The organism is Methylobacterium sp. AC433, from assembly GCF_979253015.1.
Window position 1 is genome coordinate 191,262 of the sequence record NZ_CEEDBN010000004.1, and the last position, 24,894, is coordinate 216,155.

General features: G+C 71.2%; 20 protein-coding genes and 1 other RNA gene. 7 read left to right on the forward strand and 14 right to left on the reverse strand.

Going from position 1 to position 24,894, the window contains the following annotated elements; genetic code table 11:
• Nucleotides 1-12 precede the first annotated feature (12 nt).
• Together dgcA and dgcN are read right to left on the reverse strand one after the other, a co-directional pair.
• A complete protein-coding gene (gene dgcA, locus AC0IWM_RS08905) occupies nt 13-999 on the reverse strand; it encodes an N-acetyl-D-Glu racemase DgcA (protein WP_471754407.1) in 987 nt (328 codons plus the stop codon).
• Nucleotides 996-2,027: an N-acetyltransferase DgcN gene (gene dgcN, locus AC0IWM_RS08910; protein WP_471754612.1), complete on the reverse strand. Its 1,032-nt coding sequence runs from the start codon at nt 2,025-2,027 to the stop codon at nt 996-998. The genes dgcA and dgcN overlap by 4 nt, the downstream gene beginning before the upstream one ends.
• A 186-nt stretch (nt 2,028-2,213) precedes the next feature.
• Between dgcN and maiA the strand changes: the two genes are divergently transcribed.
• The 3 genes from maiA (at nt 2,214) to AC0IWM_RS08925 (ending at nt 4,650) form a co-directional block, all read left to right on the forward strand.
• Nucleotides 2,214-2,858, forward strand: a complete 645-nt coding sequence (gene maiA, locus AC0IWM_RS08915) for a maleylacetoacetate isomerase (protein WP_056476049.1) — start codon at nt 2,214-2,216, stop codon at nt 2,856-2,858.
• Nucleotides 2,859-2,963: 105 nt separating this feature from the next.
• The gene (locus tag AC0IWM_RS08920) at nt 2,964-4,295 is read left to right on the forward strand and encodes an NAD(P)/FAD-dependent oxidoreductase (protein ID WP_471754409.1); all 1,332 of its coding nucleotides are present in this window, start codon (nt 2,964-2,966) and stop codon (nt 4,293-4,295) included.
• A 22-nt stretch (nt 4,296-4,317) separates the two neighbouring features.
• Nucleotides 4,318-4,650 carry a hypothetical protein gene (locus AC0IWM_RS08925; RefSeq protein ID WP_471754411.1) on the forward strand — a complete coding sequence of 111 codons (333 nt, stop codon included), beginning with the start codon at nt 4,318-4,320 and terminating at the stop codon, nt 4,648-4,650.
• An 88-nt stretch (nt 4,651-4,738) separates the two neighbouring features.
• Here the strand turns inward: AC0IWM_RS08925 and AC0IWM_RS08930 are convergent, their stop codons facing one another.
• The 9 genes from AC0IWM_RS08930 to rnpB form a co-directional block, all read right to left on the reverse strand.
• A complete protein-coding gene (locus tag AC0IWM_RS08930; protein WP_471754413.1) occupies nt 4,739-6,016 on the reverse strand; it encodes an O-antigen ligase family protein in 1,278 nt (425 codons plus the stop codon).
• A 109-nt stretch (nt 6,017-6,125) separates the two neighbouring features.
• On the reverse strand, nt 6,126-7,487 hold the full coding sequence (gene murD / locus AC0IWM_RS08935) for a UDP-N-acetylmuramoyl-L-alanine--D-glutamate ligase (RefSeq protein ID WP_471754415.1): 1,362 nt from the start codon (nt 7,485-7,487) through the stop codon (nt 6,126-6,128).
• Nucleotides 7,488-7,497: 10 nt separating this feature from the next.
• Entirely contained in the window at nt 7,498-8,583 is a 1,086-nt protein-coding gene (mraY, locus tag AC0IWM_RS08940; RefSeq protein WP_056476067.1) for a phospho-N-acetylmuramoyl-pentapeptide-transferase, read from the reverse strand.
• Nucleotides 8,584-8,669: 86 nt separating this feature from the next.
• The gene (locus tag AC0IWM_RS08945) at nt 8,670-10,145 is read right to left on the reverse strand and encodes a UDP-N-acetylmuramoylalanyl-D-glutamyl-2,6-diaminopimelate--D-alanyl-D-alanine ligase (protein ID WP_471754417.1); all 1,476 of its coding nucleotides are present in this window, start codon (nt 10,143-10,145) and stop codon (nt 8,670-8,672) included.
• Nucleotides 10,142-11,620, reverse strand: a complete 1,479-nt coding sequence (locus AC0IWM_RS08950; RefSeq protein WP_471754419.1) for a UDP-N-acetylmuramoyl-L-alanyl-D-glutamate--2,6-diaminopimelate ligase — start codon at nt 11,618-11,620, stop codon at nt 10,142-10,144. Before AC0IWM_RS08950 ends, AC0IWM_RS08945 begins: the two co-directional genes overlap by 4 nt.
• Nucleotides 11,617-13,524 (reverse strand): peptidoglycan D,D-transpeptidase FtsI family protein, encoded by a 1,908-nt coding sequence (locus AC0IWM_RS08955; protein WP_471754614.1) that lies wholly within the window; start codon nt 13,522-13,524, stop codon nt 11,617-11,619. The genes AC0IWM_RS08950 and AC0IWM_RS08955 overlap by 4 nt, the downstream gene beginning before the upstream one ends.
• Before the next feature lie 38 nt (nt 13,525-13,562).
• Nucleotides 13,563-13,991, reverse strand: coding sequence for a cell division protein FtsL (ftsL, locus tag AC0IWM_RS08960; protein WP_056476075.1), 429 nt, complete (start codon nt 13,989-13,991; stop codon nt 13,563-13,565).
• Nucleotides 13,988-15,046, reverse strand: a complete 1,059-nt coding sequence (rsmH, locus tag AC0IWM_RS08965) for a 16S rRNA (cytosine(1402)-N(4))-methyltransferase RsmH (protein ID WP_471754421.1) — start codon at nt 15,044-15,046, stop codon at nt 13,988-13,990. The genes ftsL and rsmH overlap by 4 nt, the downstream gene beginning before the upstream one ends.
• Nucleotides 15,047-15,530: 484 nt before the next feature.
• Nucleotides 15,531-15,939: RNase P RNA component class A (gene rnpB, locus AC0IWM_RS08970), an RNA gene on the reverse strand.
• A gap of 186 nt (nt 15,940-16,125) precedes the next feature.
• On the opposite strand from rnpB, the gene AC0IWM_RS08975 reads away from it, so the two are divergent.
• Nucleotides 16,126-16,299 (forward strand): hypothetical protein, encoded by a 174-nt coding sequence (locus tag AC0IWM_RS08975; RefSeq protein WP_471754423.1) that lies wholly within the window; start codon nt 16,126-16,128, stop codon nt 16,297-16,299.
• Nucleotides 16,300-16,338: 39 nt separating this feature from the next.
• Here AC0IWM_RS08975 and gloA read toward each other — a convergent pair whose 3' ends face one another.
• Nucleotides 16,339-16,779: a lactoylglutathione lyase gene (gene gloA, locus AC0IWM_RS08980; protein ID WP_056476082.1), complete on the reverse strand. Its 441-nt coding sequence runs from the start codon at nt 16,777-16,779 to the stop codon at nt 16,339-16,341.
• Nucleotides 16,780-16,910: 131 nt separating this feature from the next.
• Between gloA and pepN the strand changes: the two genes are divergently transcribed.
• On the forward strand, nt 16,911-19,541 hold the full coding sequence (gene pepN / locus AC0IWM_RS08985; RefSeq protein WP_471754425.1) for an aminopeptidase N: 2,631 nt from the start codon (nt 16,911-16,913) through the stop codon (nt 19,539-19,541).
• 193 nt (nt 19,542-19,734) lie between these two features.
• A complete protein-coding gene (locus AC0IWM_RS08990) occupies nt 19,735-22,125 on the forward strand; it encodes a PAS domain-containing sensor histidine kinase (RefSeq protein ID WP_471754427.1) in 2,391 nt (796 codons plus the stop codon).
• Between the two features lie 333 nt (nt 22,126-22,458).
• Here the strand turns inward: AC0IWM_RS08990 and purC are convergent, their stop codons facing one another.
• Entirely contained in the window at nt 22,459-23,253 is a 795-nt protein-coding gene (purC, locus tag AC0IWM_RS08995) for a phosphoribosylaminoimidazolesuccinocarboxamide synthase (protein ID WP_055955211.1), read from the reverse strand.
• Nucleotides 23,254-23,601: 348 nt separating this feature from the next.
• Entirely contained in the window at nt 23,602-24,336 is a 735-nt protein-coding gene (nth, locus tag AC0IWM_RS09000) for an endonuclease III (RefSeq protein WP_471754429.1), read from the reverse strand.
• A gap of 20 nt (nt 24,337-24,356) precedes the next feature.
• Between nth and AC0IWM_RS09005 the strand changes: the two genes are divergently transcribed.
• On the forward strand, nt 24,357-24,893 hold the full coding sequence (locus tag AC0IWM_RS09005; RefSeq protein ID WP_056476099.1) for a DUF2244 domain-containing protein: 537 nt from the start codon (nt 24,357-24,359) through the stop codon (nt 24,891-24,893).
• Nucleotide 24,894: the final 1 nt, after the last annotated feature.

The window sequence follows — 24,894 nt, forward strand, 5'->3', positions numbered from 1 at the left end:
AGGCCTGTGGGCTCACCCCCACAATTCGGGCTCGGGCGGGTGGATCAGGCTGCCCTCGAAGCGCAGGGCCGGCTCCCGGTCGCGGGCCAGCAGGAGCGGGCCGTCGAGGTCGACGTACTCCGCGTGGTGGGCGAGCAGCATGGCGGGCGCCATGGCGAGGGACGTGCCGACCATGCATCCGATCATCAGGGAGAAGCCGCGCGCCCGCGCCTCGTGGGCCAGCATCACCGCCTCGGTCAGGCCGCCGGCCTTGTCGAGCTTGATGTTGATGGCGTCGTAGCGCCGGCTGAGGGCGTCGAGGCCGGCGCGGTCGTGCAGGCTCTCGTCGGCGCAGATCGGGATCGGCCGGCCGATCTCGGCGAGGAGCGCGTCCTCCCCGGCGGGCAGGGGCTGCTCGATCAGCCGGACATCGGCGGCGACGCAGGCCGCGAGGTTGGCCTCGATCGTGTCCGGGCGCCAGGCCTCGTTGGCATCCACGATGAGACGGGACTCGGGCGCGCCGCGCCGCACGGCGGCGATCCGCTCGGGGTCGCCGGCGCCACCGAGCTTCACCTTGAGCAGCGGCCGGTGGGCGGCCTTGCGCGCGGCCTCCTCCATGCTCTCGGGATCGCCGAGGCTGAGGGTGTAGGCGGTGGTGGCCACCTGCGGCGCGGACAGGCCGGCGATGGCGAAGGCGGGGCGCCCGAGCTGCTTGGCCTCCAGGTCGAACAGGGCGCAGTCGAGGGCGTTGCGCGCGGCCCCGGCCTTCATCCCGACCTGCAGGTCGGCCCGGGTCGCCCCCATGGCGATGGCCTCGGCATGATCCTTGATCAGTGCGACGACGCTCTCCACGGTCTCGCCGTAGCGGGCATAGGGCACGCACTCGCCGCGCCCGGCCCGGCCCTCCGCGTCGGTGACGGTGGCGACGACCACCACCGCCTCGGTGCGGCTGCCCCGCGCGATGGTGAAGGCGCCCGCGATCGGGAAGCGCTCGACCGCGACGTCGAGGCGCCGGGTCACGCGCTCGCCCCCGTGGTCGCGGGCGGGAATTCGGCGACGATCCGGTCGACGATCTCCTCCACGCCGAAGCGGACCGGGTCGGTGGCCGGCAGGTCGTGCGCGCGGGCGAGGTCGGCGAGGAGCGTCCGGGCCGCTCCCTCCTCCAGGTCCTGGGTGTTGACGGCGATGCCCACCGGACGGATGTCCGGGTTGGTCAGGCGTCCGAGCTGGACCGTGAGGTCGACCACCTGCCGGATGGTGGGCAGCGGGTGCTGGACGCCGCGCATGGTCGTCCGGGTCGGCTCGTGGCAGACCACGAAGGCATCGGCCTGCGCCCCGTGCAGCAGCCCGAGGCTGACGCCGGCGAAGGAGGGGTGGAAGAGCGAACCCTGGCCCTCGAGGAGGTCCCAGTGCTCCGGGGCGGCCGCGGGCGCGATCCACTCGACGGCGCCGGAGATGAAGTCGGCCACCACCGCGTCGATGGCGACGCCGCGCCCCGAGATGAAGACGCCGGTCTGGCCGGTGGCGCGGAAATCCGCGTCGAGCCCGCGCTCGCGCATGCCGCGCTCCAGGGCGAGCACGGTGTACTTCTTGCCCACCGAGCAGTCGGTGCCGACGCTGAGCAGGCGGCGGCCGGGCCGCCGGCTGCCCTTGCCGGTGGCGAAGGTCTCGGAGGTGTGGCGCACGTCGTGCAGCCGGCGGCCGTTGCGCTCGGCGGCCTCGGCGATCGCCGGCACCGCCCCGAGGCGCGCATGCAGCCCGCTGGCGATGTCGAGTCCCGCCTCCAGGGCCGAGACGACCTCGGCGATCCAGTGCTCCGGCAGGACGCCGCCGGCATTGGCGACGCCGATCACCATCGTGCGGCAGCCCTTCGCGACGGCCTCGGCCAGGGTGAGGTCCGGGATCCCGAGATCGGCGGCGCAGCCCGGCAGGCGCAGCTGGCCGACGCACCATTCGGGACGCCAGTCCTTGATGCCGTAGGCCGTCTTGGCGGCGAGGCGATCGGGCACGTCGCCGAGGAACATCAGGTAGGGCGTCTCGATCTGCATCGCGTCACTCATCGGCCGAGGATGGACCCCTCGCCTCCTCCTATGCGCGATGATCACGGCGCTGCCAAATCGTGCAATCCGCCGGCATTCGCCGGCAGAACGGGCTTGCGGGCCGGCGCGATGTCGGGTGTGGTCGCCGGACGATAAGAGACGGATAAGATTCCGCGAAGAGGAAACGTTGCGCGCATGAAGATGTACGGCAATTGGCGCTCGGCCGCGGCCTTCCGGGTCCGGGTCGCGCTCAATCTCAAGGGCATCGCCTACGAGGAAGTCTTCCTCGACCTCGACGCCGGCGAGCAGTTCAACCCGGACTTCCTCGCGATCAACCCGCAGGGCGCGGTGCCGGCCTTCTTCGATGGCGACGGTCCGCCGCTGATCCAGTCGCTGGCGATCCTCGACTATCTCGAGGACATCCATCCGGCCACGCCGCTCCTGCCGAGCCAGCCCCGCGAACGCGCCCGCGCGCGCTCCCTGGCCCAGGTCGTGGCCTGCGACACCCATCCGCTCTACGTGCCGCGGGTGCGCAACTTCCTGATGGAGACCTACGACCTGCCGCGCGAGCGCATGCTCGGCTTCGTGCGCCACTGGATGGCGAGCGGTCTGAAGACCCTGGAGACCCGCCTCACCGGCGAGCCCGGCACCGGGCGCTACGCGCAAGGGGACGCCGTCAGCCACGCCGATCTCTGCCTGGTCAGCCTCTGGGTCGGCACCGGCATCTTCGGCGTCGACACCGCGCCGTTCCCGACCGTGCGCCGGATCGCCGAGGATTGCCTCGCCCAGGACGCTTTCGCCCGGGCGCATCCCCTGCGCCAGCCGGGCGCACCGGCGTGACGGGAATAGCGGTCGCTTTGTAATCCTTCTAAGCTCCAACGCGGGATGAACATGCGTCGCCCGTCGTGGGGGCACGTATCCGCGGCACACGAGGACCTCAGAGACATGGTACCGGGCGAAACCGAGGACACATTACACCGCATCGTGGTCGTTGGCGGCGGCGCGGCGGGCCTGCAGCTCGCCACGAAGCTGGGAGACAAGCTCGGTCGCACGCAGAAGGCCCACGTCACCCTGGTCGACCGGGCGCGGACCCACATCTGGAAGCCGCTGCTGCACGAGGTCGCCGCCGGCAGCCTCGATGTCGGACACCACGCGGTCGACTACCTGCACCATGCCCACCGGCACCATTTCCGCTACCGCATCGGCGAGATGACCGGCCTCGACCGCGCCAAGCGCGTGATCCACCTCGCGGCCAGCCACGACACCGAGGGGCGCGAGGTCACGCCCGTGCGCGAGATCCCCTACGACACGCTGGTGATGGCGGTGGGCTCCACCACCAACGACTTCGGCACGCCCGGCGTGCAGCAGAACGCCATCGCCCTCGACACCCAGGGCCAGGCGGTGCGCTTCCACCAGCGCCTGATCAACGGCATGCTGCGCGCCCACACCCAGCCGGGTCCGGTGCGGCCGGGCCAGCTCCACGTCACGGTGATCGGCGCCGGCGCGACCGGCACCGAGCTCGCCGCCGAGCTCCACCGCACCACCCGCGACGTGGCCGCCACCGGCCTCGACCGCATCGACCCGGCCAAGGATCTGAAGATCACCCTGGTCGAGGCGGCGAGCCGCATCCTGCCGGCGGTGCCGGAGCGGATGTCCCGGGACGTCATGGTGCTGCTCGACAAGATCGGCGTCGAGGTCCGCACCGGGGCGCGGGTCACGGAAGTCCGGCCCGACGGCGTCCAGCTCGCCGATGGCGGCTTCATCCCTTCCGAGCTGGTGGTCTGGGCGGCCGGCGTGAAGGCGCCGCAGTTCCTGCACGAGATCGGCGGCCTCGAGACCACGCGCAACAACCAGCTCGTTGTGACGCCGACCCTGCAGACCACCCGCGACCCGGACATCTTCGCGATGGGCGACTGCGCCTACCTGGTCGAGAAGGGCTCCGACACGCCGATCCCGCCCCGCGCCCAGGCCGCGCACCAGCAGGCCTCGCACCTCATCAAGATCATCCCCGACAAGATGGCCGGCAGGCCCCTGAAGGCCTTCAAGTACCGCGACTTCGGCTCGCTGGTCTCGCTGGGCGAATACTCCACCGTCGGCAGCCTGATGGGATTCATCAAGGGCAAGAACATGTTCATCGCCGGGCTGTTCGCCCGGATGATGTACCGTTCGCTCTACAAGATGCACGAGCAGGCCCTGCACGGCACGGTGAAGACCACCCTCGACGCGGTCGCCCGGGCGCTGACCCGGCGCACCGAGTCACGCGTGAAGCTGCACTGAGCACAGCTGGGAACCGTTCGGCATGTTTCTCGACATCGTAAAAGCGGTGCAGCAGCGCAATCCGGCGCTCGGCTCCTACGTCCTCGTCCTGCGCGGCGACTCCCGGGCGCGCGACGCGGCCGATCCGAGCCGCCTCACGGCCGAGGCGGAGGCCTGGCTCGCCGAGCACGCGCCGGGGGCGAAACTGTCCGAGGAGAAGGTCCTGCTGTCGCCCTATCCCGGCGGAATGCCGGCGGACCGGGCCGTCACCGTCCTGGCCTTCGCGGATGCCCGCCACCTGGCCGCCTTCGCCACGACCTGGACGGCCGATCCGGAGCCGGAGGAGGCGGCCGCGGCCGAACCAATGCCGGATTAGGCATCGCCCCGGATCAGGCATCGCCCGGTGCGTGCGGCGCCCCTCCCCCCAGGCGGGCCGGGAGACCCGCGCACCGGAGGGGCACGCCTCAAGGATACGAATGTCCGTGCGACCCTCGCCCGGCCGTCAGCCAGCGCAGCCGTGCCGCCTCCAGGCCCCAGATCATGCCCAGCATCATGTAGACGTGGCGCCACTTCTCGATGTCGATCTGGAAGGCCTGCAGGAAGAACATCAGCAGGGCCGGAAAGACGATCTGGGCGTGCCGGCGATAGGGCGTGTCGCGGCGCATCAGGCGGAAGCCGACGACGCTCGTCATCAGGACGAGGCCGATGAAGGTGACGCCGGCCAGCCAGCCGCCATTGGCGAAGCTGCCGATGAAGGTGTTGTGCGGCTCCAGGGCGAAGATCAGGCGCCAGCGCAGGGGGCCCATCCCGAGGGGCTCGTCGACCAGCATGCCGAGGCCGCGCATCTGGTTGCCGAACCGGCCGGTCTCGCCGGTGTCGTAGTCCTGCGTGACCGCGGCGCGCTTGGAGAACATCTCCGCGGTGTCGCCGATCGACAGCAGGCCGACGATGGCGACCGCGGTGGCGACGACCGCCAGCACCGTCAGGGTGACGATGCGCCGGCGCAGGCGCGCCGAGGGCGTCGTGGCGTAGACGCTGCCGACCATCACGGCGACGGCGATCAGCGTGCCCGCCCAGGAGCCGCGCGAGAACGAGAGGAAGATGCCTGCCACGATCACCATCAGGATCGCCGAGGCGAGAATCGGCCGCCGGCTCGTGCCGAGGAGCAGGCCGTGCATGAGGTAGAGGGCGCCCAGCGTCAGGAACGAGCCGAAGACGTTCGGGTCCTGGAAGGTGCCCGAGGCGCGGCCGTACTTGTAGAACAGGTCCTCCGTCGGGATGTAGCCGAAATAGCCGACGATGCCGAAGGCGCTCGACAGGAGACAGCTCGCCACGAAGGTCTTGAGGGCGAGCTCCATCCGCGCCTGCGTCTCGTCGGAGAACAGCATCGCGAAGAACACGCCGGTGATCGCGAGGTAGGCGAGCTGGATCGTCCAGGTCACCGGCAGCGGCTGGTCGACATAGGGCAGCAGTGCCACCGTGATCGCACCGACGTAGAGGATCAGCAGCCAGAGCAGCGGCACCATGCCCCGGTGCAGGCGCAGGCCGAGACAGAGCCAGAGCACGATGGTGGGGATCGCCACCACGTCGTAGGGCGAGGTGTCCGAGAAGGCGAAGCAGGCGAAGAAGATGAAGGCGACGAGGAGCAGCGTCGCGAGGCGCCGGAGCACGTGCAGGACGGGGATCTGGGCCCAGGCTCCCGCCTGCCAGCGCGCGGCGCCGGGTGCCATCGTGAACGCCATGCACTCAACCCATCACCGCGCCGCCGACAGGGCGGGACCGCGCTACACGCGATCGATGGGAGGCGAGAATGATTGAGAATTTGGATCGCGATTCGCGTGGCGCAGGGCTTCAGGGCAGCGCGCGCACCAGATTCCGGAATTGATCCCCACGATCCTCGAAGCTCCGGAACTGGTCGTAGGAGGCGCAGGCCGGCGAGAGCAGGACCACGGGCTCCTGCGCCCCCGACGCGGCGGCCGCCGCGGCGGCCTTCGCGGTGGCGAGCGCGAGCGTCCCGCAGGCCGTGTAGGGCACCCGGCCCTCGAGGGTGGCGGCGAAGGCCTCGCTCGCCGCACCGATGAGGTAGGCATGGGCGACCCGACCGAAGAGCGGCGCCAGGGGCGCGATGCCGCCCTCCTTGGCCTTGCCGCCGAGGATCCAGTGGATGTCGTGGAAGGCGGTCAGCGCCTTCTCGGTGGAATCCGCGTTGGTGGCCTTCGAGTCGTTGACGAAGAGCACGCGCCCGCGCCGGCCGACCTCCTCCATGCGGTGGGGCAGGCCGGGGAAGCTGCGCAGGCCGGCGACGAGTTCGGCGTCGCCGATCCCCAAGGCCCGGACGCAGGCGGCGGCCACGGCCGCGTTCTGCCAGTTATGCGCGCCCCGCAGGGAGCCGATCCCGGTCAGATCCACGATCGGCGTGCCGTCGACGTCGAACACCGTTCCGTCGCGGGCCGACAGGCCGTCGAAGCCCGTCTCCGGCGTCCCGACATGAATGCGCACGGTCGGCCCCGTCCGCGCATCGGCGATGGTCCGGCTGAGCGCGTCGTCGACGCCGACGATGGCGCGGTCCGCGCCCGCCACCAGCCGCTGCTTGATGGCGGCGTAGTCGGCCAGGGTGCCGTGGCGATCGAGATGGTCCGGCGTGATGTTGAGGAGGATGCCGAGGCTGGGGTCGAGGCTCGGCGTCAGGTCGATCTGGAACGAGGACATCTCGATCACGTGGATCCGGTCCGGCGCGGGCGGCGCCAGGGACAGGATCGCGGTGCCGATGTTGCCGCCCATCTGCACGTCGCGGCCCGCCGAGGCCAGGATGTGGGCGATCAGGGCCGTGGTGGTCGACTTGCCGTTGGTGCCCGTGATGGCGACGAAGGGCGCGCCCGGCGCCAGCGCGCGGCGTTCCCGGCAGAACAGTTCGATATCGCCGATGACCGGGATGCCGGCCTCTCCGGCCTTCTCCACGGTCCAGTGCGGAGCGGGGTGCGTCAGGGGCACGCCGGGGGCGAGGACGAGGGCCGAGAACCCGGTCCAGTCGGCCTCGCGCAGGTCGAAGACGGTGATGCCCTGATCGCGGGCACGGCCGGTGCTCTCCGGGCTGTCGTCCCAGGCGAGCACGTCGGCGCCGCCGGCGATCAGGGCGCGGACGGTGGCGAGGCCGGAGCCGCCGAGGCCGAACAGGGCGACCTTCTGGCCGGCGAAGCTGGTGACGGGCGTCATGGGGACGGGCTCAGCGCAGCTTCAGGGTGGCGAGGCCGGCCAGCGCCAGGATCACGGCGATGATCCAGAACCGGATCACGACCTGCGGCTCCTTCCAGCCCTTCTGCTCGAAATGGTGGTGGATCGGCGCCATGCGGAAGACCCGCTTGCCCGTCAGCTTGAACGAGGCGACCTGAATGATCACCGACATCATCTCCAGCACGAACAGGCCGCCCACGATCGCGAGAACGATCTCGTGCTTGGTCGCCACCGCGATGGTGCCGAGGAGGCCGCCGAGCGCGAGGGACCCGGTATCGCCCATGAAGACCTGGGCGGGCGGCGCGTTGAACCAGAGGAAGCCGAGCCCCGCCCCGATCACCGCGCCGCAGACCACCGCGAGCTCGCCCGTGTCGCGGACGTAGTTCACCTGCAGGTAGCCCGCCGTGAAGACGTTGCCGACGAGGTAGGCGATGACGCCGAAGGTGCCGCAGGCGATCATCACCGGCACGATGGCGAGGCCGTCGAGGCCGTCGGTCATGTTCACCGAGTTGCCGGCGCCGACGATCACGAAGGCGGCGAACAGCACGTAGAACCAGCCGAGGTTCAGGAGCGCGTCCTTGAAGATCGGGAAGGCGAGCTGGTTCTGCAGGGTGGGCGCCGAGTAGACCGAGATCAGCACGCAGGCCGCGATGGCGATGCAGGCCTCGAGCACCAGGCGGAACTTGCCCGAGAAGCCCTTGTGCGACTGCTTCGTCACCTTGAGGTAGTCGTCGTAGAAGCCGATCGCGCCGAAGCCGAGCGTCACCGCGAGCGTCACCCAGACGTAGTGGTTGCGCGGGTTGGCCCAGAGCAGGATCGCCACCACGCAGCCGGCGAGGATCATCAGGCCGCCCATGGTCGGGGTGCCGCGCTTCGTCAGCAGGTGCGATTGCGGGCCGTCCTCGCGGATCGGCTGGCCCTTGCCCTGGCGCAGGCGCAGCAGGGAGATGATCAGCGGCCCGAACCAGAACACGAACAGGCCCGCCGTGAACAGCGCGCCGCCGGTGCGGAAGGTGATGTAGCGGAAGACGTTGAGGGCGGAGACGGTGCCGCTCAAGTCCGACAGGAGATACAGCATCCAGCACCCGGCCGTGGTTCAGTTCGGAACTCGGCCGGAGGCTCAGGGGCGCGCGTCGCCCCTCCCCGGCCGTGATGAAGGTCGCCTCAGCGCGCGGCGGCGTGCGGCGGTTCGGCTTGGGCGTTCGCGTAACGGGCTTTCAGCGCTTCGACAATCCGGCCCATGCGGATGCTGTTCGAACCCTTCACCATCACGGCGTCCCCGGGACGCAGGACCGAGAGCACGGGTTCGAGCAGATCGGCGGAGGTCGCCGCCGAGGCGCCGCGCCGGCTCACCGGAAGGGCCTCGAAGAGGTTGCGCATCAGCGGGCCGGCCGTGAAGACGAGGTCGACCTTGGCGGCCTCCACCGGCCCGGCGAGGTCGCGGTGGTGGGCCTCGCCCTCGGGTCCGAGCTCCAGCATGTCGCCCAGCACCGCGATGCGGCGCCCGCGCGGGCCGGTCTCGATGCCGGCCAGGGTCGCCAGGGCGGCGCGGATCGAGGCCGGGTTGGCGTTGTAGCTCTCGTCGACGAGGAAGGCCTCGCCCTCCCCGACCGCCAGGGCCGTGCGCTCGCCGCGGCCGACCGGAGGCCGCAGGGCCGCCAGCGACAGGGCCGCGCGGGCGAGGTCCGCCCCGAGGGCATGCACCACCGCCATCACGCCGAGCGAGTTCATGGCCGTGTGCCGGCCCGGCGTGCCGAGCTGGTAGGTCACCGGAATGCCCATCACCACGGAATCGACCACCGAGAGGTCGGGGCGCAGCACGATGCGCTGGGCGCGGACATCCGCCTCCGGATGCTCGCCGAAGGTGACGACCCGGCCGGCGCGCGAGGCCTGGGCGTGGGCGAGGAGGCGCGCGTAGTTCGGGTTGTCGCGGTTGATGATCGCGGTTCCGCCCACCTTCACCCCCGCGAAGATCTCGCCCTTGGCGTCGGCGATGGCCGAGAGCGAGGCGAAGTGCTCGATGTGCACGGGCTCGACGGTGGTGATCAGGGCGATGTCGGGCCGCACCATCGCGGTGAGCGGCACGATCTCGCGCGGGTGGTTCATGCCGATCTCGAACACGCCGAACTGCGTCCCGGCCGGCATGCGCGCCAGGGTCAGGGGCACGCCCCAATGGTTGTTGTAGGAGGCGATGGAGGCGTGGGTCGCCCCCTGCGCCGAGAGCACGTGGCGCAGGGCCTCCTTGGTCCCGGTCTTGCCGACCGAGCCCGTCACCGCGACGATGCCGGCCTCCGTGCGCGCCCGGGCCGCGGCGCCGAGCGCCCGCATGGCGTCGAGGACCGGATCCTCGCCCGCACCCGAGACGGCCAGGACCGGCCCGGCGCCCGCGAAGTCCCGTGCCCGGTCGGCCGCGACGACGGCCGCGCCGGCCCCGCGCTCCAGGGCGGCGGCGACGAAGTCGTGCCCGTCCCGGGCCTCGCCGCGAATGGCGAAGAACAGGTCGCCCGGCTCCAGCGTGCGCGTGTCGATCGAGGCGCCGGCGATCGGCCTGGCCGCGCCCAGCAGCCTGCCGCCGGTGGCGGCCTCCAGGGCGTCGGGCGTCCAGAGCGGGGTCGTGCCGGGCGGGGTGTTGTCGGTCATGCTGAGCGTTCCGCGATCGCAGCCCGGAGGACGTCGTGGTCCGAGAAGGGCAGGACCTGTGACCCCACGATCTGGCCGGTTTCATGGCCCTTGCCGGCCACCACCAGCACGTCGCCGGGTTCCAGGGCCCGCACGGCGGTGCGGATCGCCTCGGCCCGGTCGCCGATCTCCACGGCGCCCGGCGCGGCGGCCAGGATCGCGGCCCGGATCGCGGCGGGATCCTCGCTGCGGGGATTGTCGTCGGTGACGATGACGGCGTCGGCCTTCCCGGCCGCGATGGCGCCCATGATTGGGCGCTTGCCCGTGTCGCGGTCGCCGCCGCAGCCGAAGACGAGGCGCAGGCGGCCCGTCGCGAAGGGGCGCAGGGCCGTCAGCACGCCGTCGAGGGCCTCCGGCTTGTGGGCGTAGTCGACGAGGCAGAGGCCGCCATTGGCCTCGCCGATGCGCTCCATCCGGCCCGGAACCCCGGTGAGGTGTTCGAGGGCGGCGATCACGCCCGAGCGGTCGGCCCGGCCGGCGGGCGTCGCCAGCACGAGGCCGGCGGCCAGCAGCGCGTTCTCGACCTGGAAGCCGCCGACCAGCGGCAGGCGCACGGTGTAGTCCTGCAGCCGGCCCGATGGACCGGGCGCCTGGAGCGCGAGGTGCTGGTGGAAGCTCTCGGTCCGCGCCGAGATCAGCCGAACCGTGTCGCCCTTCGACCCCGTGGTGTGGACGTCGAGGCCGCGGGCCGAGGCCGCCGCCACGACGATGTCGGCATAGGCGCCGTCGAGGTTGACCACCGCCGGGATGCCGGGCTGCGCCAGGGTCGTGAACAGCCGCAGCTTGGCCGCCAGGTAGTCGTCCATGGTGGCGTGGTAGTCGAGATGGTCGCGCCCGAGATTGGTGTAGCCCACCGCGGCGAGGGCCACCCCGTCGAGGCGGCGCTGCTCGATCCCGTGGGAGGAGGCCTCCATCGCCAGGTAGTCGATGCCGTCCTCGGCGAGCCGCGCCAGGGTGGCGTGCAGGGTCACGGGGTCGGGAGTGGTCAGGGAGCCGTAGCTGGCGCCCCGGTTGGTGACGATGCCCACCGTGCCGAGGCTCGCCGCCTCGGCGCCGAGGCGCGCCAGGATCTGGCGCACGAAATCCGTGACGGAGCTCTTCCCGCTCGTCCCCGTCACCGCCACGACCTCGGCCGGCTGCCGGCCCGAGAAGGCCCGCGCCGCGAGGGCGAGGCTGCGGCGCACATCCGCCACGGCGATGTAGGGCACGGTCGCGTCGAGCCCCGCCGGCCGCTCGCCCTCGCTCACCACCGCGACGGCGCCGGCCGCCGCGGCCTTGCCGGCGAAGCGGCGGCCGTCGGCGGCGGTGCCCGGCACGGCGACGAAGACGAAGCCCGGAGCGACGGTTCGCGAATCCGCCGTGAGGCCCGAGACCGGCAGGCCGGCGCTCCCGGCCTCCGCCTCGGGGAAGAGTCCGCCGAGGGTCGGCCCGCTCATCGCCCGTCCACCTGCGTGGCGTGGTAGGCGCCGAGCTTCACCATCAGGGGGAAGGGCTTCACCGGCGGATCGAATTGCGGCGGCAGGCCGAGGACGGGGGCGACGCGCTCGATCACCCGGCCGGTGACGACGCCGGAATTCCAGGCCGCGGTGGCGTAGCCGCCGGATTCCGGCAGGCCCTGGGGCTCGTCCATGATGGTGACGAAGAGGTATTTCGGGTTGTTCATGGGGGCCGCGGCCATGAAGGTCGTGAACAGGCGGTTCTTCACGTAGCGCCCGTGGATCACCTTCTCGGCGGTGCCGGTCTTGCCGCCGACGTAGTAGTACGGGATCGCGGCCTTCTTGGCCGAACCCTCGACGGCGTTGAGGCGCATGATGAAGCGCATCGCCTCGCTGGTCTCGGTCTTGAGCACGCGGGTGGCCTTGGCCATCGCCTCCTCGGCGGTGGTCTTGAGGAAGGTGGGCGTCATCAGGAAGCCGCCATTGGCGATGGCCGCCACCGCCGCCGTCGCCTGGATCGGCGCCACCGCGAGGCCGTGGCCGAACGCGATGGTGATGGTGTTGATCTCGGTCCAGCGCGCCGGGACGATGGGCTCGGCGCTCTCGGGAAGCTCCGTGCGCATCCGGTCGGTCAGGCCCATCTTCTTGAGGAAGGCCTTGTGGCCCGGCACGCCGATGCCGAGGGCCATCTTGGCCGAGCCGATGTTCGACGAGTGGGTGAACACCTCCGGCATGGTGATGACGCGGTTGGTGCCGTGGTACTCGTGGATCTTCTGCCGGCCCCAGTTCAGCACGCCGCCGCGGGTGTCGAAGGTCGAGTTGACGTTGAACTTGCCGGAATCGAGGGCCATCGCGAGGGTCATCGCCTTGAAGGTCGAGCCCATCTCGTAGACGCCGACGTTCATGCGGTTGATGCGGTCGGGGTTGAGCGCGTCGGCCGGATCGTTCGGGTCGAAGTCCGGCAGCGAGGCGAGCGCGATCACCTCGCCGGTCTGGACGTCGAGGATCATGCCGGCGGCGGCCTTGGCCTTGAAGTGGTCGAGGCCCCAGGCGAGCTCGTCCCGCACGGCGAACTGCGCCCGCAGGTCGATGGAGAGCTGGATCGGCTTCAGGTCGGTCTGCTTGGCCACGAGGCCGAAATCGTTGAGCGCCTTGTTGCCCTGGTTGTCGATGTACTTCTCGATGCCGGCGATGCCGATGTTGTCGAGGTTGGTCACGCCGAGGATGTGCGCGGCCGCGACCCCGTTCGGGTAGACGCGCTTGTGGTCGGGCAGGAAGCCGACGCCCGGGATGCCGAGGCGATGGACCTCGGCCTGCTGCTTCGGGGTGATCTCGCGCTTGACCCAGACGAAGCCCTTCTTGGTGGAGAGCTTGGCGCGCAGTTCGGTGGCATTGATCTGCGGCAGCACGGCGGTGAGGAGTTCGACCGCCTCGTCCTTGTCGTAGATGTTGCGCGGCTCGGCGAAGATCGAGACCGTGCGGATGTCGGTGGCCAGGATCTCGCCGTTGCGATCGACGATGTCCGGGCGGATCGCCGTGGTGGCGGCGGCCGCGATCCGGCGGTCGCCGTTATCCGCCTCCGGAAAGGCGGCGCCCAGGATCAGGCGCCCGCCAATGGTGGCGAAGACCAGCGTGAAGGCGAGGCCCACGAGGCCGACGCGGGTATAGGAGCGCTCGATGGCGAGGTGGAACATCGCCCGGACGTTGCGGACGATCCACTGGCGCTTCGACGGCGGCGGCGGCGCGAGGCCCTCGACCGACGGCTCCAGCCTCGTCCGCTCGACCCGGATCGCCTCGGGCGTCGCGGCCTCTGCGGACACGGCCTCGTGCGGCGCGCCGGCCTCGGCGGCCGGGTCGGCGGCGTGGGCCGGCTCGGCCGGAGGATGGGAATCGGCGGACTGGATCGAGCCCTGGCCGGGCGGCGGGACTTCGGACACGGGCACTACCTCGAAGTCGTGGTCGGGGTTCTGGTCGTGGTGGTGCGCGGCGTGACGCTGCCGGTGGTGCGCGGCTCGTCGCCGCCGCGGCCCGCCGTCGGCTTCTCCTTCGGCGTCGCGGTGGCGGCCAGGAGCCGGCCGATCTCGTCGCCGCGGTCCGGGCGCGCCGGCAGGTCGGCGAGGCGCCCGAGATGGGCGGTGCCGATGGGCTCCAGGGCGAGGTAGCGCTCCACCGCCGCCTGGAGCCGGTCCGGCCGGGTCAGGAGCTGCCACTCGGCGCGCAGCACCGCGATGGCCTGGCGCTCCTTCTTGAGCTGGGTCTGGGCCTTCGAGACCTGCCCGGCCTGGTAGAGCGTGTCGTACTTGATCGAGTAGGCGTAGATCGCCGAGCCGATCAGGCCGAGCACTGCGATCAGGTTGAGCAAACGGATCACCGGCGCGCTCCTCCGCTCCGACCTGTCCGCGCCGGCAGCGCGGCCAGGGTCTCGATGGCGGCCAGGGGGGCGGGCACGGGGGCGTCCGTGCGTTCCACCGCGCGCAGCTTGGCCGAGCGGGCGCGGGGATTGGCGGCGGTCTCGGCCTCGGTCGGCAGCACCGGACCCTTGGTCACGGCCGCGAAGCTGCGCGGCGCCGGCGCTTCCAGGCTCGGCAGGTGGCGGGAGGCCTGGGCCGCCCGGCCGCTGCGGGCCGAGAAGAACTGCTTCACGATCCGGTCCTCCAGCGAGTGGAAGGTGACCACCGCGAGGCGGCCGCCGGGCTTGAGGATGTGCTCGGCGGCGTGGAGCGCCTGCACGAGCTCGCCGAGTTCGTCGTTCACCGCGATGCGAAGGCCCTGGAAGGTCCGGGTCGCCGGATGGATGCCGCTGGCCGGATCGGCCCAGACCACGCCGGCGACGATCTCGGCGAGGGCCGCGGTGGTCTCGATGCGGCCTTTCCGGCGCGCCTCGATGATCGCCCGGGCGACGGCGCGGGAGCGGCGCTCCTCGCCGTAGTGGAAGATGATGTCGGCGAGGTCGGCTTCCTCGGAGTCGTTGACGAGGTCGGCGGCACTCGGCCCGGCGCGCTCCATGCGCATGTCGAGGGGGCCGTCGTTGCGGAAGGAGAAGCCGCGCTCGGGCTGGTCGATCTGCATCGACGAGACGCCGATATCGAGCACGACCGCGTCGGCCGAAGCGTGACCCGCCGCGCGGACGCAGGCGTCGAGGCCGCCGAACCGACCCGGCACCAGGGTCAGACGGCCGCCGGCCTCGGCCACCAGGGGCGCGCCGCCCGCGATGGCGCCGGGGTCGCGGTCGATCGCCAGAACGTGAACGGCCGGGTCGGCGCCGAGCATCGCCCGGGTGTAGCCGCCGGCCCCGAAGGTACCGTCGACGGCGAGCGCCCGGCCCGGCAGGTCGAGGGCGTCGAGGACCTCCGCGAGGAGGACGGGAACGTGCGGTGCCCCGTCGACGGATCGGCTCACCCGCGCCTCGCGGGGGACGCGCGTCATCGGGCGATCCCGGCGCGCGGCGGTCGCGCGGCCGAGGGAGCGGCGGGAATGAGCGAGGGCTCGACCGGATCGAAGCGGCGCATGCGTCCCTTCCACGGGGCTGGAGCACGCGAGCGCGGCTCGGAGAGACGGGGCGTCTCCGGGTCGACGCGTGACGCGACCGCGCATGCGGACAACGGCCTGCCTGGGACAGGCTGCGTCCGTCGATCCGAAAATCGCCGTTGACGGGATGAATCGGGGTACCATGGGCCTCTGAGCGCCGTCAACGAACCTGGCCGAGGGGGAGCGGCTCCCGAAGATCAGACCTCAGCAAGGTTAACCGAGCGTAAGTTTTCGCTCTCAAAGCGGTTTCCCGATGCGCGACGGCGCCCCAATACTCTCCGAAACCGACGGGTCCGCGGAGGCGCTCCGGCGCCTGCGATGCGCCGCCGCCGCGGGGGCGGGCGGCCCGGTCGGGGACGCGGCGCCCGCGGTGGAGCCGTGGAGGATCAGTCGGCCTGTAAGCCGGGTTCTGTAGGGCCCGGGGACCTTGCGGCCCCCTGACGTGGCGGCCATTCCTCTGGGACGATCGTTGCCGACCGCCTCGAGCAACCAACCCGGGCGACGGGCCTGGAGAGAGGGCCTGACGGACCGAAGGCCCGCCGTGTCGCCCCTATTCGGTTTTGCTCCCGGTGGGGTTTGCCGTGCCGTCCGCGTTGCCGCGTCCGCGGTGCGCTCTTACCGCACCCTTTCACCCTTACCGCGGAGCGGCCGAAGCCGGTCCGTGGCGGTCTGCTCTCTGTGGCACTGTCCCTGGGGTCGCCCCCGCCGGACGTTATCCGGCACCGTCTCTCCATGGAGCCCGGACTTTCCTCCCCGGGCATGACGCCCGGAGCGGCCGCCCGGCCGACTGATCCGGCGCGGATGTGCGCCGCGCGCGGGCCGGGGGTCAAGGCCCATTCGCCGCGCGGCGTGCCCTCCGGAGCGGCATGGCGAGATTTTGGCCTCGCGCCTTGCGGGCGTCACGCCTCGCGCCACGTCTTCCAGGCTGGCGCCGGGCGAGCCCGGCGTCACCGTCTGCGAAGGATCAGGAGGACGCGATGGCGACGAACGACACGGCCTGGACGCTCGAATCCGTCCAGCAACTCACCGAGATGGCCCGCGAGGGCATCCCGGTCTCGGTCATGAGCCTCAAGCTGCGCCGGCCGATCGAGATCGTGACGGCCAAGCTGAGCCAGCTCGGCATCACGCCCGCGCCCGAAACCGCCGCCTGAGGACGGGACGGGCCGCCCCGGGGCGGCCCGTCGGTTCGCCTACCAGGAGCCGGTGTTCTCCATCGAGGACCAGGGCTCCTGCGGCGGCTTGGCCGGACCCTTCTGCAGCAGCTCGATCGAGATGCCGTCGGGGGACTTCACGAAGGCCATGTTGCCGTCGCGCGGCGGGCGGTTGATCGTGATTCCGGCCGCCTGGAGCTTCGCGCAGAAGGCGTAGATGTCGTCGACCTCGTAGGCGAGATGGCCGAAGTTGCGCCCGCCCGAATAGGTCTCCGGGTCCCAGTTGTGGGTCAGCTCGATCACCGGGGCCTGGGTCTCCCGGGCGGTGCCGGCATCGTCGGGGGCGGCCAGGAACACCAGGGTGAAGCGGCCCTTCTCGTTGTCGGTGCGGCGCACCTCCTGCAGGCCGAAGGTGTTCACGTAGAAGTCGAGGGCACGGTCGAGATCCGCGACGCGGACCATGGTGTGAAGGAAGCGCATGGGTTGGGGCTCTCCGAGGGATCAGCGCCTATTTGGTCCGGCGCGGCCACGCGTCAACGAGCCTGGCGTCGCGCGCGTTGCGCCGCCGCCGCGCACCCCGCACAGTGACGCCCTGACCTCGAGGAGCCCGCATGCGCACCGAAACCCCGATCGCGATCCGCCTGGAGGATTACCGCCCCAGCGACTACCGGATCGGCACGGTGGCCCTCGACGTCGCGCTCCATCCCACCGCCACCCGGGTTCGGGCCACCCTGAGCCTGGCGCCGAATCCGGCCGGGCGCCCAGGCGCGCCCCTCGTCCTCGACGGCGAGGACCTCGTGCTGGAGCGCCTCAGCCTCGACGGCGCCGTCCTCGCGGCGGAGGCCTACGGCCTTTCCCCGTCCGGCCTGACCCTGCACCGGCCGCCGGCGGGACCCTTCAGCCTGGAGATCGAGACCCGGATCGACCCCAGCGCCAACACCAAGCTGATGGGGCTCTACCGCTCGAACGGGGTCTACTGCACCCAGTGCGAGGCCGACGGCTTCCGGCGGATCACCTATTTCCTCGACCGGCCGGACGTGATGGCGGTCTACACCACGCGGATCGAGGCCGATCGCGACGCGGCGCCGGTGCTGCTCGGCAACGGCAACCTCGTGGAATCCGGCGAGGCCGGCCCCGGGCGCCACTACGCGATCTGGCACGACCCCCACCCGAAGCCCGCCTACCTCTTCGCCCTGGTGGGCGGGCGCCTCGATTCCGTCCGGCGCCCCTTCACCACCAGCGAGGGCCGCACGGTGGAGCTCGCCGTCTACGTCGAGCCGGGCAAGGCCGCGCGGGCCGACTACGCCCTCGACGCGGTGGCGCGCTCGATGGCCTGGGACGAGACCGCCTTCGGCCGCGCCTACGACCTCGACGTCTTCAACGTGGTCGCGGTCTCCGACTTCAACATGGGCGCGATGGAGAACAAGGGCCTCAACATCTTCAACGACCGCTACGTCCTCGCCTCGCCCGAGACCGCGACCGACGCGGACTACGCCGCCATCGAGGCGATCGTCGCGCACGAGTACTTCCACAACTGGACCGGCAACCGCATCACCTGCCGCGACTGGTTCCAGCTCTGCCTCAAGGAAGGCCTGACGGTCTTTCGCGACCAGGAATTCTCTTCGGACATGCGCTCGCGCGCCGTACACCGCATCGGCGAGGTCCGCACCCTGCGGGCGCGGCAATTCCCCGAGGATGCCGGGCCGCTGGCCCACCCGGTGCGGCCGCGCCAATACACCGAGATCAACAACTTCTACACGGCCACCGTCTACGAGAAGGGCGCCGAGATCGTGCGGATGCTGCGCACACTCCTCGGCGCGGAGGCCTTCCGGGCCGGGATGGACCGATACTTCGCCGACAATGACGGCCGCGCCGCCACGGTGGAGGATTTCCTCGCCGCCTTCGCGGCCAGTTCGGGCCGCGACCTCGCCGCCTTCGCGCGCTGGTACGAGCGCCCGGGCACGCCGCGGGTCGCGGTGCAGGGCAGCTACGATCCGGAGGCGCGGACCTACCGCCTCGCCCTCCGCCAGAGCCTGCCCGGCGCCCCCGACGCCCCGCCCCTGGTGATCCCCGTCCGCCTCGGCCTCGTCGGTCCGGACGGCCCCCTCGATACGCCGGCGAACGACCGGGTCCGGGACGGCGTGTTCGTGCTCGACCGGGCGAGCGACGGCCTCACATTCACCGACGTCCCCGTCCGGCCCGTGCCCTCGCTGTTCCGCGGCTTCTCCGCCCCGGTGCGGGTCGAGATCGAGATGACGGATGCCGACACGCTGACGCTGCTGCGCCACGACACCGACCCGTTCAACCGCTGGCAGGCGGCCCAGAGCGTCGCCATGCGCCTGCTCGTGCAGGGGACGCGCTCCGGCACCCTGCCGGAGACCGGCGCCTCCGGCTTCGGCCGGGCGCTCGCCGGGTTCCTGGAGGCCGAGGCCCTCGCCGACCCGGCCTTCGCCGCCCTGATCCTCGCCCTGCCGAGCGAGGCCGACGCGGCCAACGAGATCGCCACCGGGATCGACCCGGACGCGATCCACCGCGCCCGGCACGCCCTGCGCAGCACCCTCGGCACCCACCTGGAGCCGCAGCTCCTCGGCCTGCGCGACGCCCTCGCGGAGGCCCCGGGCACGCCGTTCAGCCCCGATGCCGCCGCCGCCGGCCGGCGCGCCTTCCGCAACGCGGCCCTCGACCTCGTGGCGGCGGCCGATCCGGCCGCCGCGACGCGGCTCGCCCTCCACCAGATGGAGACGGCGACGACGATGACCGACCGGCTCGCCGCCCTCGCGGTCCTGTCCCAGGTGCCCGGCGCCGAGCGCGAATCGGCGCTCGCGCGATTCGCCGAGGCCTACCGGGCCGAACCCCTCGTCCTCGACAAGTGGCTGGCGATCCAGGCCGGGATTCCCGAGGCCGGAACGCCGGACCGCATCCGCGCCCTCCAGAATCACCCCGCCTTCTCGATGACCAATCCCAACCGGGTCCGGGCGCTGATCGGTAGCTTCAGCCTGGGCAATCCGACCCAGTTCAACCGGCCGGACGGTGCCGGCTATGCCCTTGTGGCGGAGGCGGTTCTGGCCCTCGACAGGACCAACCCGCAGGTGGCCGCACGCCTGCTCACGGCCTTCGGATCGTGGCGGATGATGGAGCCGGTGCGCCGCGGCGCGGCCGAGTCCACATTGCTGAAAATTCGCGCTGTTGCCGGACTGTCACGGGACGTCGGCGACATCCTCGACCGGACACTTGCCGGCTAGCAAGTCCCTGAAGAGAATCGGCTTTTCACCGGCCCGAGGCGTCGAATCCGGGCCTCAGATTCGCGCCGGGAGTCAAGCGTGGCCGGAAAAAACGCGTGGACAAAACCCCGGCGGAAATGTTGAATCGTATACGATTCGAAACGCGGATCGGCCCGCGTTCCCGGTGCCAAAATCCCAACGGCGGAGTAAGTCCATGCTGGAGGCGGATTCCGCTTCCCTCTCCGCGCGCGCGGATACGATTCTTGGCATCCACCGGCCCCAACACGCCGCTCATGTCCGTTTCGTGCGCGCCGAGACCTGGTTGCGCTTCGCCCTGCCGGCGCTGTTCGCGACGTTCCTGATCTGCCTCGGGGCCGTGGCGGCGATGCTGCTGCAGGCCCAGCGCGAGGAGGTGATCCGGGCGGCGACCACCGACGTGGAGGCCGTCACCCGCCTCGCCGCGGCCGCCTTCACCGGGATCGACATCGACGGCGAGGCCAGGGGCGAGGCCGCCCACCGCAATCTCGGCGCCCTGCTGCCGCCGGGCCTGCTCCATGCCGGACGGCAGATCCTGCTGATCTCACCCAACGACGTCATCGTGGCGGCCAATCCGCCGCTCCCCGGTCCCCGCCGTACCCTGACCCAGCATCTCGGGGAGATGCAGGCGCTCTCCACCCTCGGCGAGAGCGCGGGCGTGATGACCGTGACCCTGGCGGACGGCTCCGTGGTGATCGCGGCCCTGCGGAACCTGCCCGGCGGGCGGGGCCAGGTCGCGGTGCTCCAGCCGCTCGTCGACATCACCGCCGCCTGGACCACGCGGATGCGCAACCAGGCCATCCTCCTCGGGGCCGCCGCCCTCGTGATCATCGGCACCGGCATCGCCTATGCCCTCCAGACCCGCCGGGCCTACGCGGTCGACCGCGTCTGCGAGGAGATCAAGCAGCGCCTCGACACCGCCCTCGGCCGCGGGCGCTGCGGCCTCTGGGACTGGGACATCCCGCGCGGCCGGATCTACTGGTCGGATTCGATGTACGCGCTCCTCGGCTATCACCGCGAGCGCGAGTTCCTGTCCTTCGGCGACGTCAACGCCCTCGTGCATCCCGACGACGGCGACCTCTACAGCCTGGCCCGCCACCTCGCCGCCAGCCAGTCCACCGTCGACCACGAGTTCCGGGTGCGGGGCGCCACCGGCAACTGGGTCTGGATGCGCATGCGCGCCGAGATCGTGCCCGACACGATCGACGGCGGGCGCCACCTCGTCGGCATCGCCCTCGACGTCACCGAGCAACGCAATCTGGCCGAGCTCAACGCCACCGCCGACATGCGCCTGCGCGACGCGGTCGAGGCCATCTCCGAGGCCTTCGTCCTCTGGGACACCGGCAACCGCCTGGTCCTGTGCAACTCGAAGTTCCGTCACCTCCACGCCCTCAGCCCCGAGGACGCGATCCCGGGCCGGCGCTACGCCGAGATCATGGGCCGGGGCGTGCTGCCGCCGGTCCGGCGCGAGCTGCGCGACATCGAGCCGAGCGGGGCCACCGCCCGCACCTTCGAGGCCGAGCTCACCGATGGGCGCTGGCTCCAGATCAGCGAGCGGCGCACCAAGGACGGCGGCTACGTCTCGGTGGGCACCGACATCACCAGCCTGAAGCGCCACCAGGAGCAGCTGGTCCAGTCCGAGCGCGAGCTGATCGAGACGGTGCGCGACCTCAAGCGCTCCCGCCGCACCCTGGAGCTCCAGACCCAGCAGCTCGCCGACCTGGCCGAGCGCTACCTCGACCAGAAGGCGCAGGCCGAGGGCGCCAACCAGGCCAAGTCCGAGTTCCTCGCCAACATGAGCCACGAGCTGCGCACGCCGCTCAACGCGATCATGGGCTTCGCGGAACTGATGGAGAGCGAGGTCTACGGCACCCTCGGCTCGCCCCGCTACACGGATTATTGCCGGGACATCCGCTCCAGCGGCGACTACCTGCTCTCGGTCATCGACGACATCCTCAACATGTCGCGCATCGAGGCCCAGACGGTGAAGCTGGCGCCGCGCGAACTCGCGGTCGCCGCCGCCATCGAGGGCACCCTGAAGCTCGTCGGCGAATCGGCGCGCGCGAAGTCCCTCACCGTCAACGTGGACGTCGTCGAGGCGCTGACGGTGCTGGCCGACGAGCGCGCCCTGCACCAGATCCTGACCAACCTCGTCCAGAACTCGGTGAAGTTCACGCCGCCCGGCGATGGCCGGATCATCATCAAGGCGCGCCCGGCCGGCGACCACGTCCACATCTTCGTCGAGGATACCGGCATCGGCATCCCGAAATCGGCCCTGCGCCGCCTCGGCGCCCCCTTCCAGCAGGTCGAGACCAACCTCACCCGCAGCCACAAGGGCTCCGGCCTCGGCCTCGCCATCGCGCGCTCGATGGCCGAGCTCCACGGCGGGGGCCTGCGGATCCGCTCCCAGGAGGGCCTCGGCACCATCGTGATGGTGCGCCTGCCGATCCCGACCGCGGAGAACCGCCGCAACCTGGTGCCCGACGCCGCCCAGGAGACCGTCGCCTCCCTCCGCGACGCCGCCGGCGCCACGCCGCGCCCGCCGGAGGCGGTGGCGGAGACGGTCTGAGATCGAGGGGCGGGACGGAACTGCCGAAAGAACAGGGTCGGTTGCAGCGGGCGTCATATCCTGAGAGGTGACCCCACCGCCCTGCCCCACTCCCTCAGTCGGGCGAGGGCAGATGCCGCTCTGCGCGCCGAAAATCCCCACGCAGCACCACGTCATCGCGGAGCCGCGCAGCGGAACCCGGGATCCTCACGCGCAGGGGGTGGCGGACTTGAAACTGTCGGCGGCTCTGGATCGCGCGCCGCCGGCGGCATCCCTTCGGGTCCGGGCTGGCCTGCAGGATCTCGAAAGGTCAGCCGGCCCGCGCGATCGAAACCCGCGGGACCGGCCGGCCCCTTACTGGACGAGGCGCGGACCGCCCGTCTGGACCTTCTCGTTCTCGGACATGATGCCGAGGCGCTTGGCGACCTCGGTATAGGCCTCGATCAGGCCGCCGAGATCCTTGCGGAAGCGGTCCTTGTCGAGCTTGTCCGACGACTTGATGTCCCACAGGCGGCAGGAATCCGGGGAGATCTCGTCGGCGACGACGATGCGCATCATGTCGCCTTCCCAGAGGCGGCCGGTCTCGATCTTGAAGTCGACGAGGCGGATGCCGACGCCGAGGAAGAGCCCGGACAGGAAGTCGTTGACCCGGATGGCCAGGGCCATGATGTCGTCGATCTCCTGCGGCGTCGCCCAGCCGAAGGCGGTGATGTGCTCTTCCGACACCATCGGGTCGTTGAGCGCGTCGTTCTTGTAGTAGAACTCGATGATCGAGCGCGGCAGCTGCGTGCCTTCCTCGAGACCGAGGCGGGTGGCGAGCGAGCCGGCGGCGACGTTGCGCACCACCACTTCGAGCGGAATGATCTCGACTTCGCGGATCAGCTGCTCGCGCATGTTGAGGCGGCGGATGAAGTGCGTGGGCACGCCGATGTCGTTGAGGTGCTGGAAAACGAACTCGGAGATCCGGTTGTTCAGCACGCCCTTGCCGTCGATGACATCATGCTTCTGCGCGTTGAAGGCGGTGGCATCATCCTTGAAGTGCTGGATGAGCGTTCCCGGCTCCGGACCCTCGTAGAGGACCTTCGCCTTGCCCTCGTAGATGCGACGGCGGCGGTTCATAGGCGTGTACCGTGGTTTGAGGAAGTCCATGGGCCGTGACTCCTTGCGAGCGAACGATGCGGAATCCGCGGCGTGGCGGCCCATCTTTGGGGCCGGGCCGAGAGACACGTCGTACGTCGAAAGCCTCCCCGACCCTGGCGCAAACTACCCGAAGGCGGCTGGCAGCACAACGCGCTGGCCGGATGGGACCCATGCCGCCCTGAGGGAAGCCGGGTGATAATTCGGAGCCGGCTCCGGACGCAAGGGCGACGGGGCCGGTTCAGGCCGCGCCGTCCGGCTCGGCGGGCGCGTGACGCGCTCACGAAGGACGGGTCGTCCTCATGGGGCCGGCGTCTCGCTCACGGAGCAGGCGCCGACGTCACGGAGCAGGAGTCTCGCTCATGGGGCAGAAGTCTTGGCCGGGAAGCGGCACAGGTCGGCGATCGGGCAGCGGTAGCATTCGGGCTTGCGGGCCTTGCAGATGTAGCGGCCGAACAGGATCAGCCAGTGATGGGCGTTGAGCCGGTAGGGGGCGGGCACGATGGCCTCGAGCCCGGCCTGGACCTTGTCGGTGGTGGGGGCGACCACGAGGGGAATCCGGTTGGAGACCCGGAAGATGTGGGTGTCGACCGCGATGGTCTCCTCGCCGAAGGCGACGTTGCGGACCACGCTCGCGGTCTTGGTGCCGACGCCGGGCAGCACCTCCAGGGCCTCGCGGGCGCGGGGCACCTCGCCGCCGTGCTGCTCGACCAGGATCCGCGACAGGGCGACGACGTTCTTCGCCTTGGTGTTGAACAGCCCGATGGTGCGGATGAAGTCGCGCACCCGCTCCTCCCCGAGGGCCAGCATCGCCGCCGGCGTGTCCGCGATGGCGAAGAGCGGGGCCGTGGCGAGGTTGACGCTGCGGTCCGTGGCCTGGGCCGACAGAACCACCGCCACCAGCAGGGTGAAGGGGTTCTGGAATTCGAGCTCGGCGCGCGGCTCCGGGTTGGCCGCGCTGAGCCGCGCGAAGATCTCCGCCACGGCCTCCGGGCCGACGGGCTCGGGCGTGGCGGGCGCCGCTGCGACGATCGGCGCGGCGAGCCGCGCGGAGATCGGCGATTTCCGTGGTCTGGTCGGCTGTCGGCTGGGCATCCCTGCGTTATATTCCTCGCATGGCGAGCGGCAATGACCACGTCCCTCCGATCGGCCGGCATCCGGACGGCCTGGATCCCGACAGCATGGACCGGCCTGTGTTCCAGGCCACCATCCGGCCGCACCAATCCCTGAGCCCCGACGGCTTCCGCAACGTGATGATCGGGTGCTGCGTCGTCTCCCTCGTCACCTCGGTCGCCTGCGTCCGGGCCGGGTTCTGGCCGGTGGCGGGTTTCTTCGGCCTCGACATGATCGCCCTCTACGTCGCCCTGAAGGCGAGCTTTCGGCGCGGGCGCTCCTTCGAGGAGGTGGTGATCACCCCGATCGAGGTGATGCTCGCCCGGGTGACCCATCGCGGCGAGCGCCGGGAATGGCGCTTCAACCCGCTCTGGACCAAGCTCACCCGGGTCGAGGACGACGAGTACGGCATGCAGACGCTGACCCTCGAATCCCGGCGGCAATTCGTGGTGGTCGCCCGCGACGCCTCGCCGCCCGAGCGCGAGGTCATCGCCGACGGCCTCACCCGCGCCCTGGCCCAGGTGAAGAAGGGCTATTGAG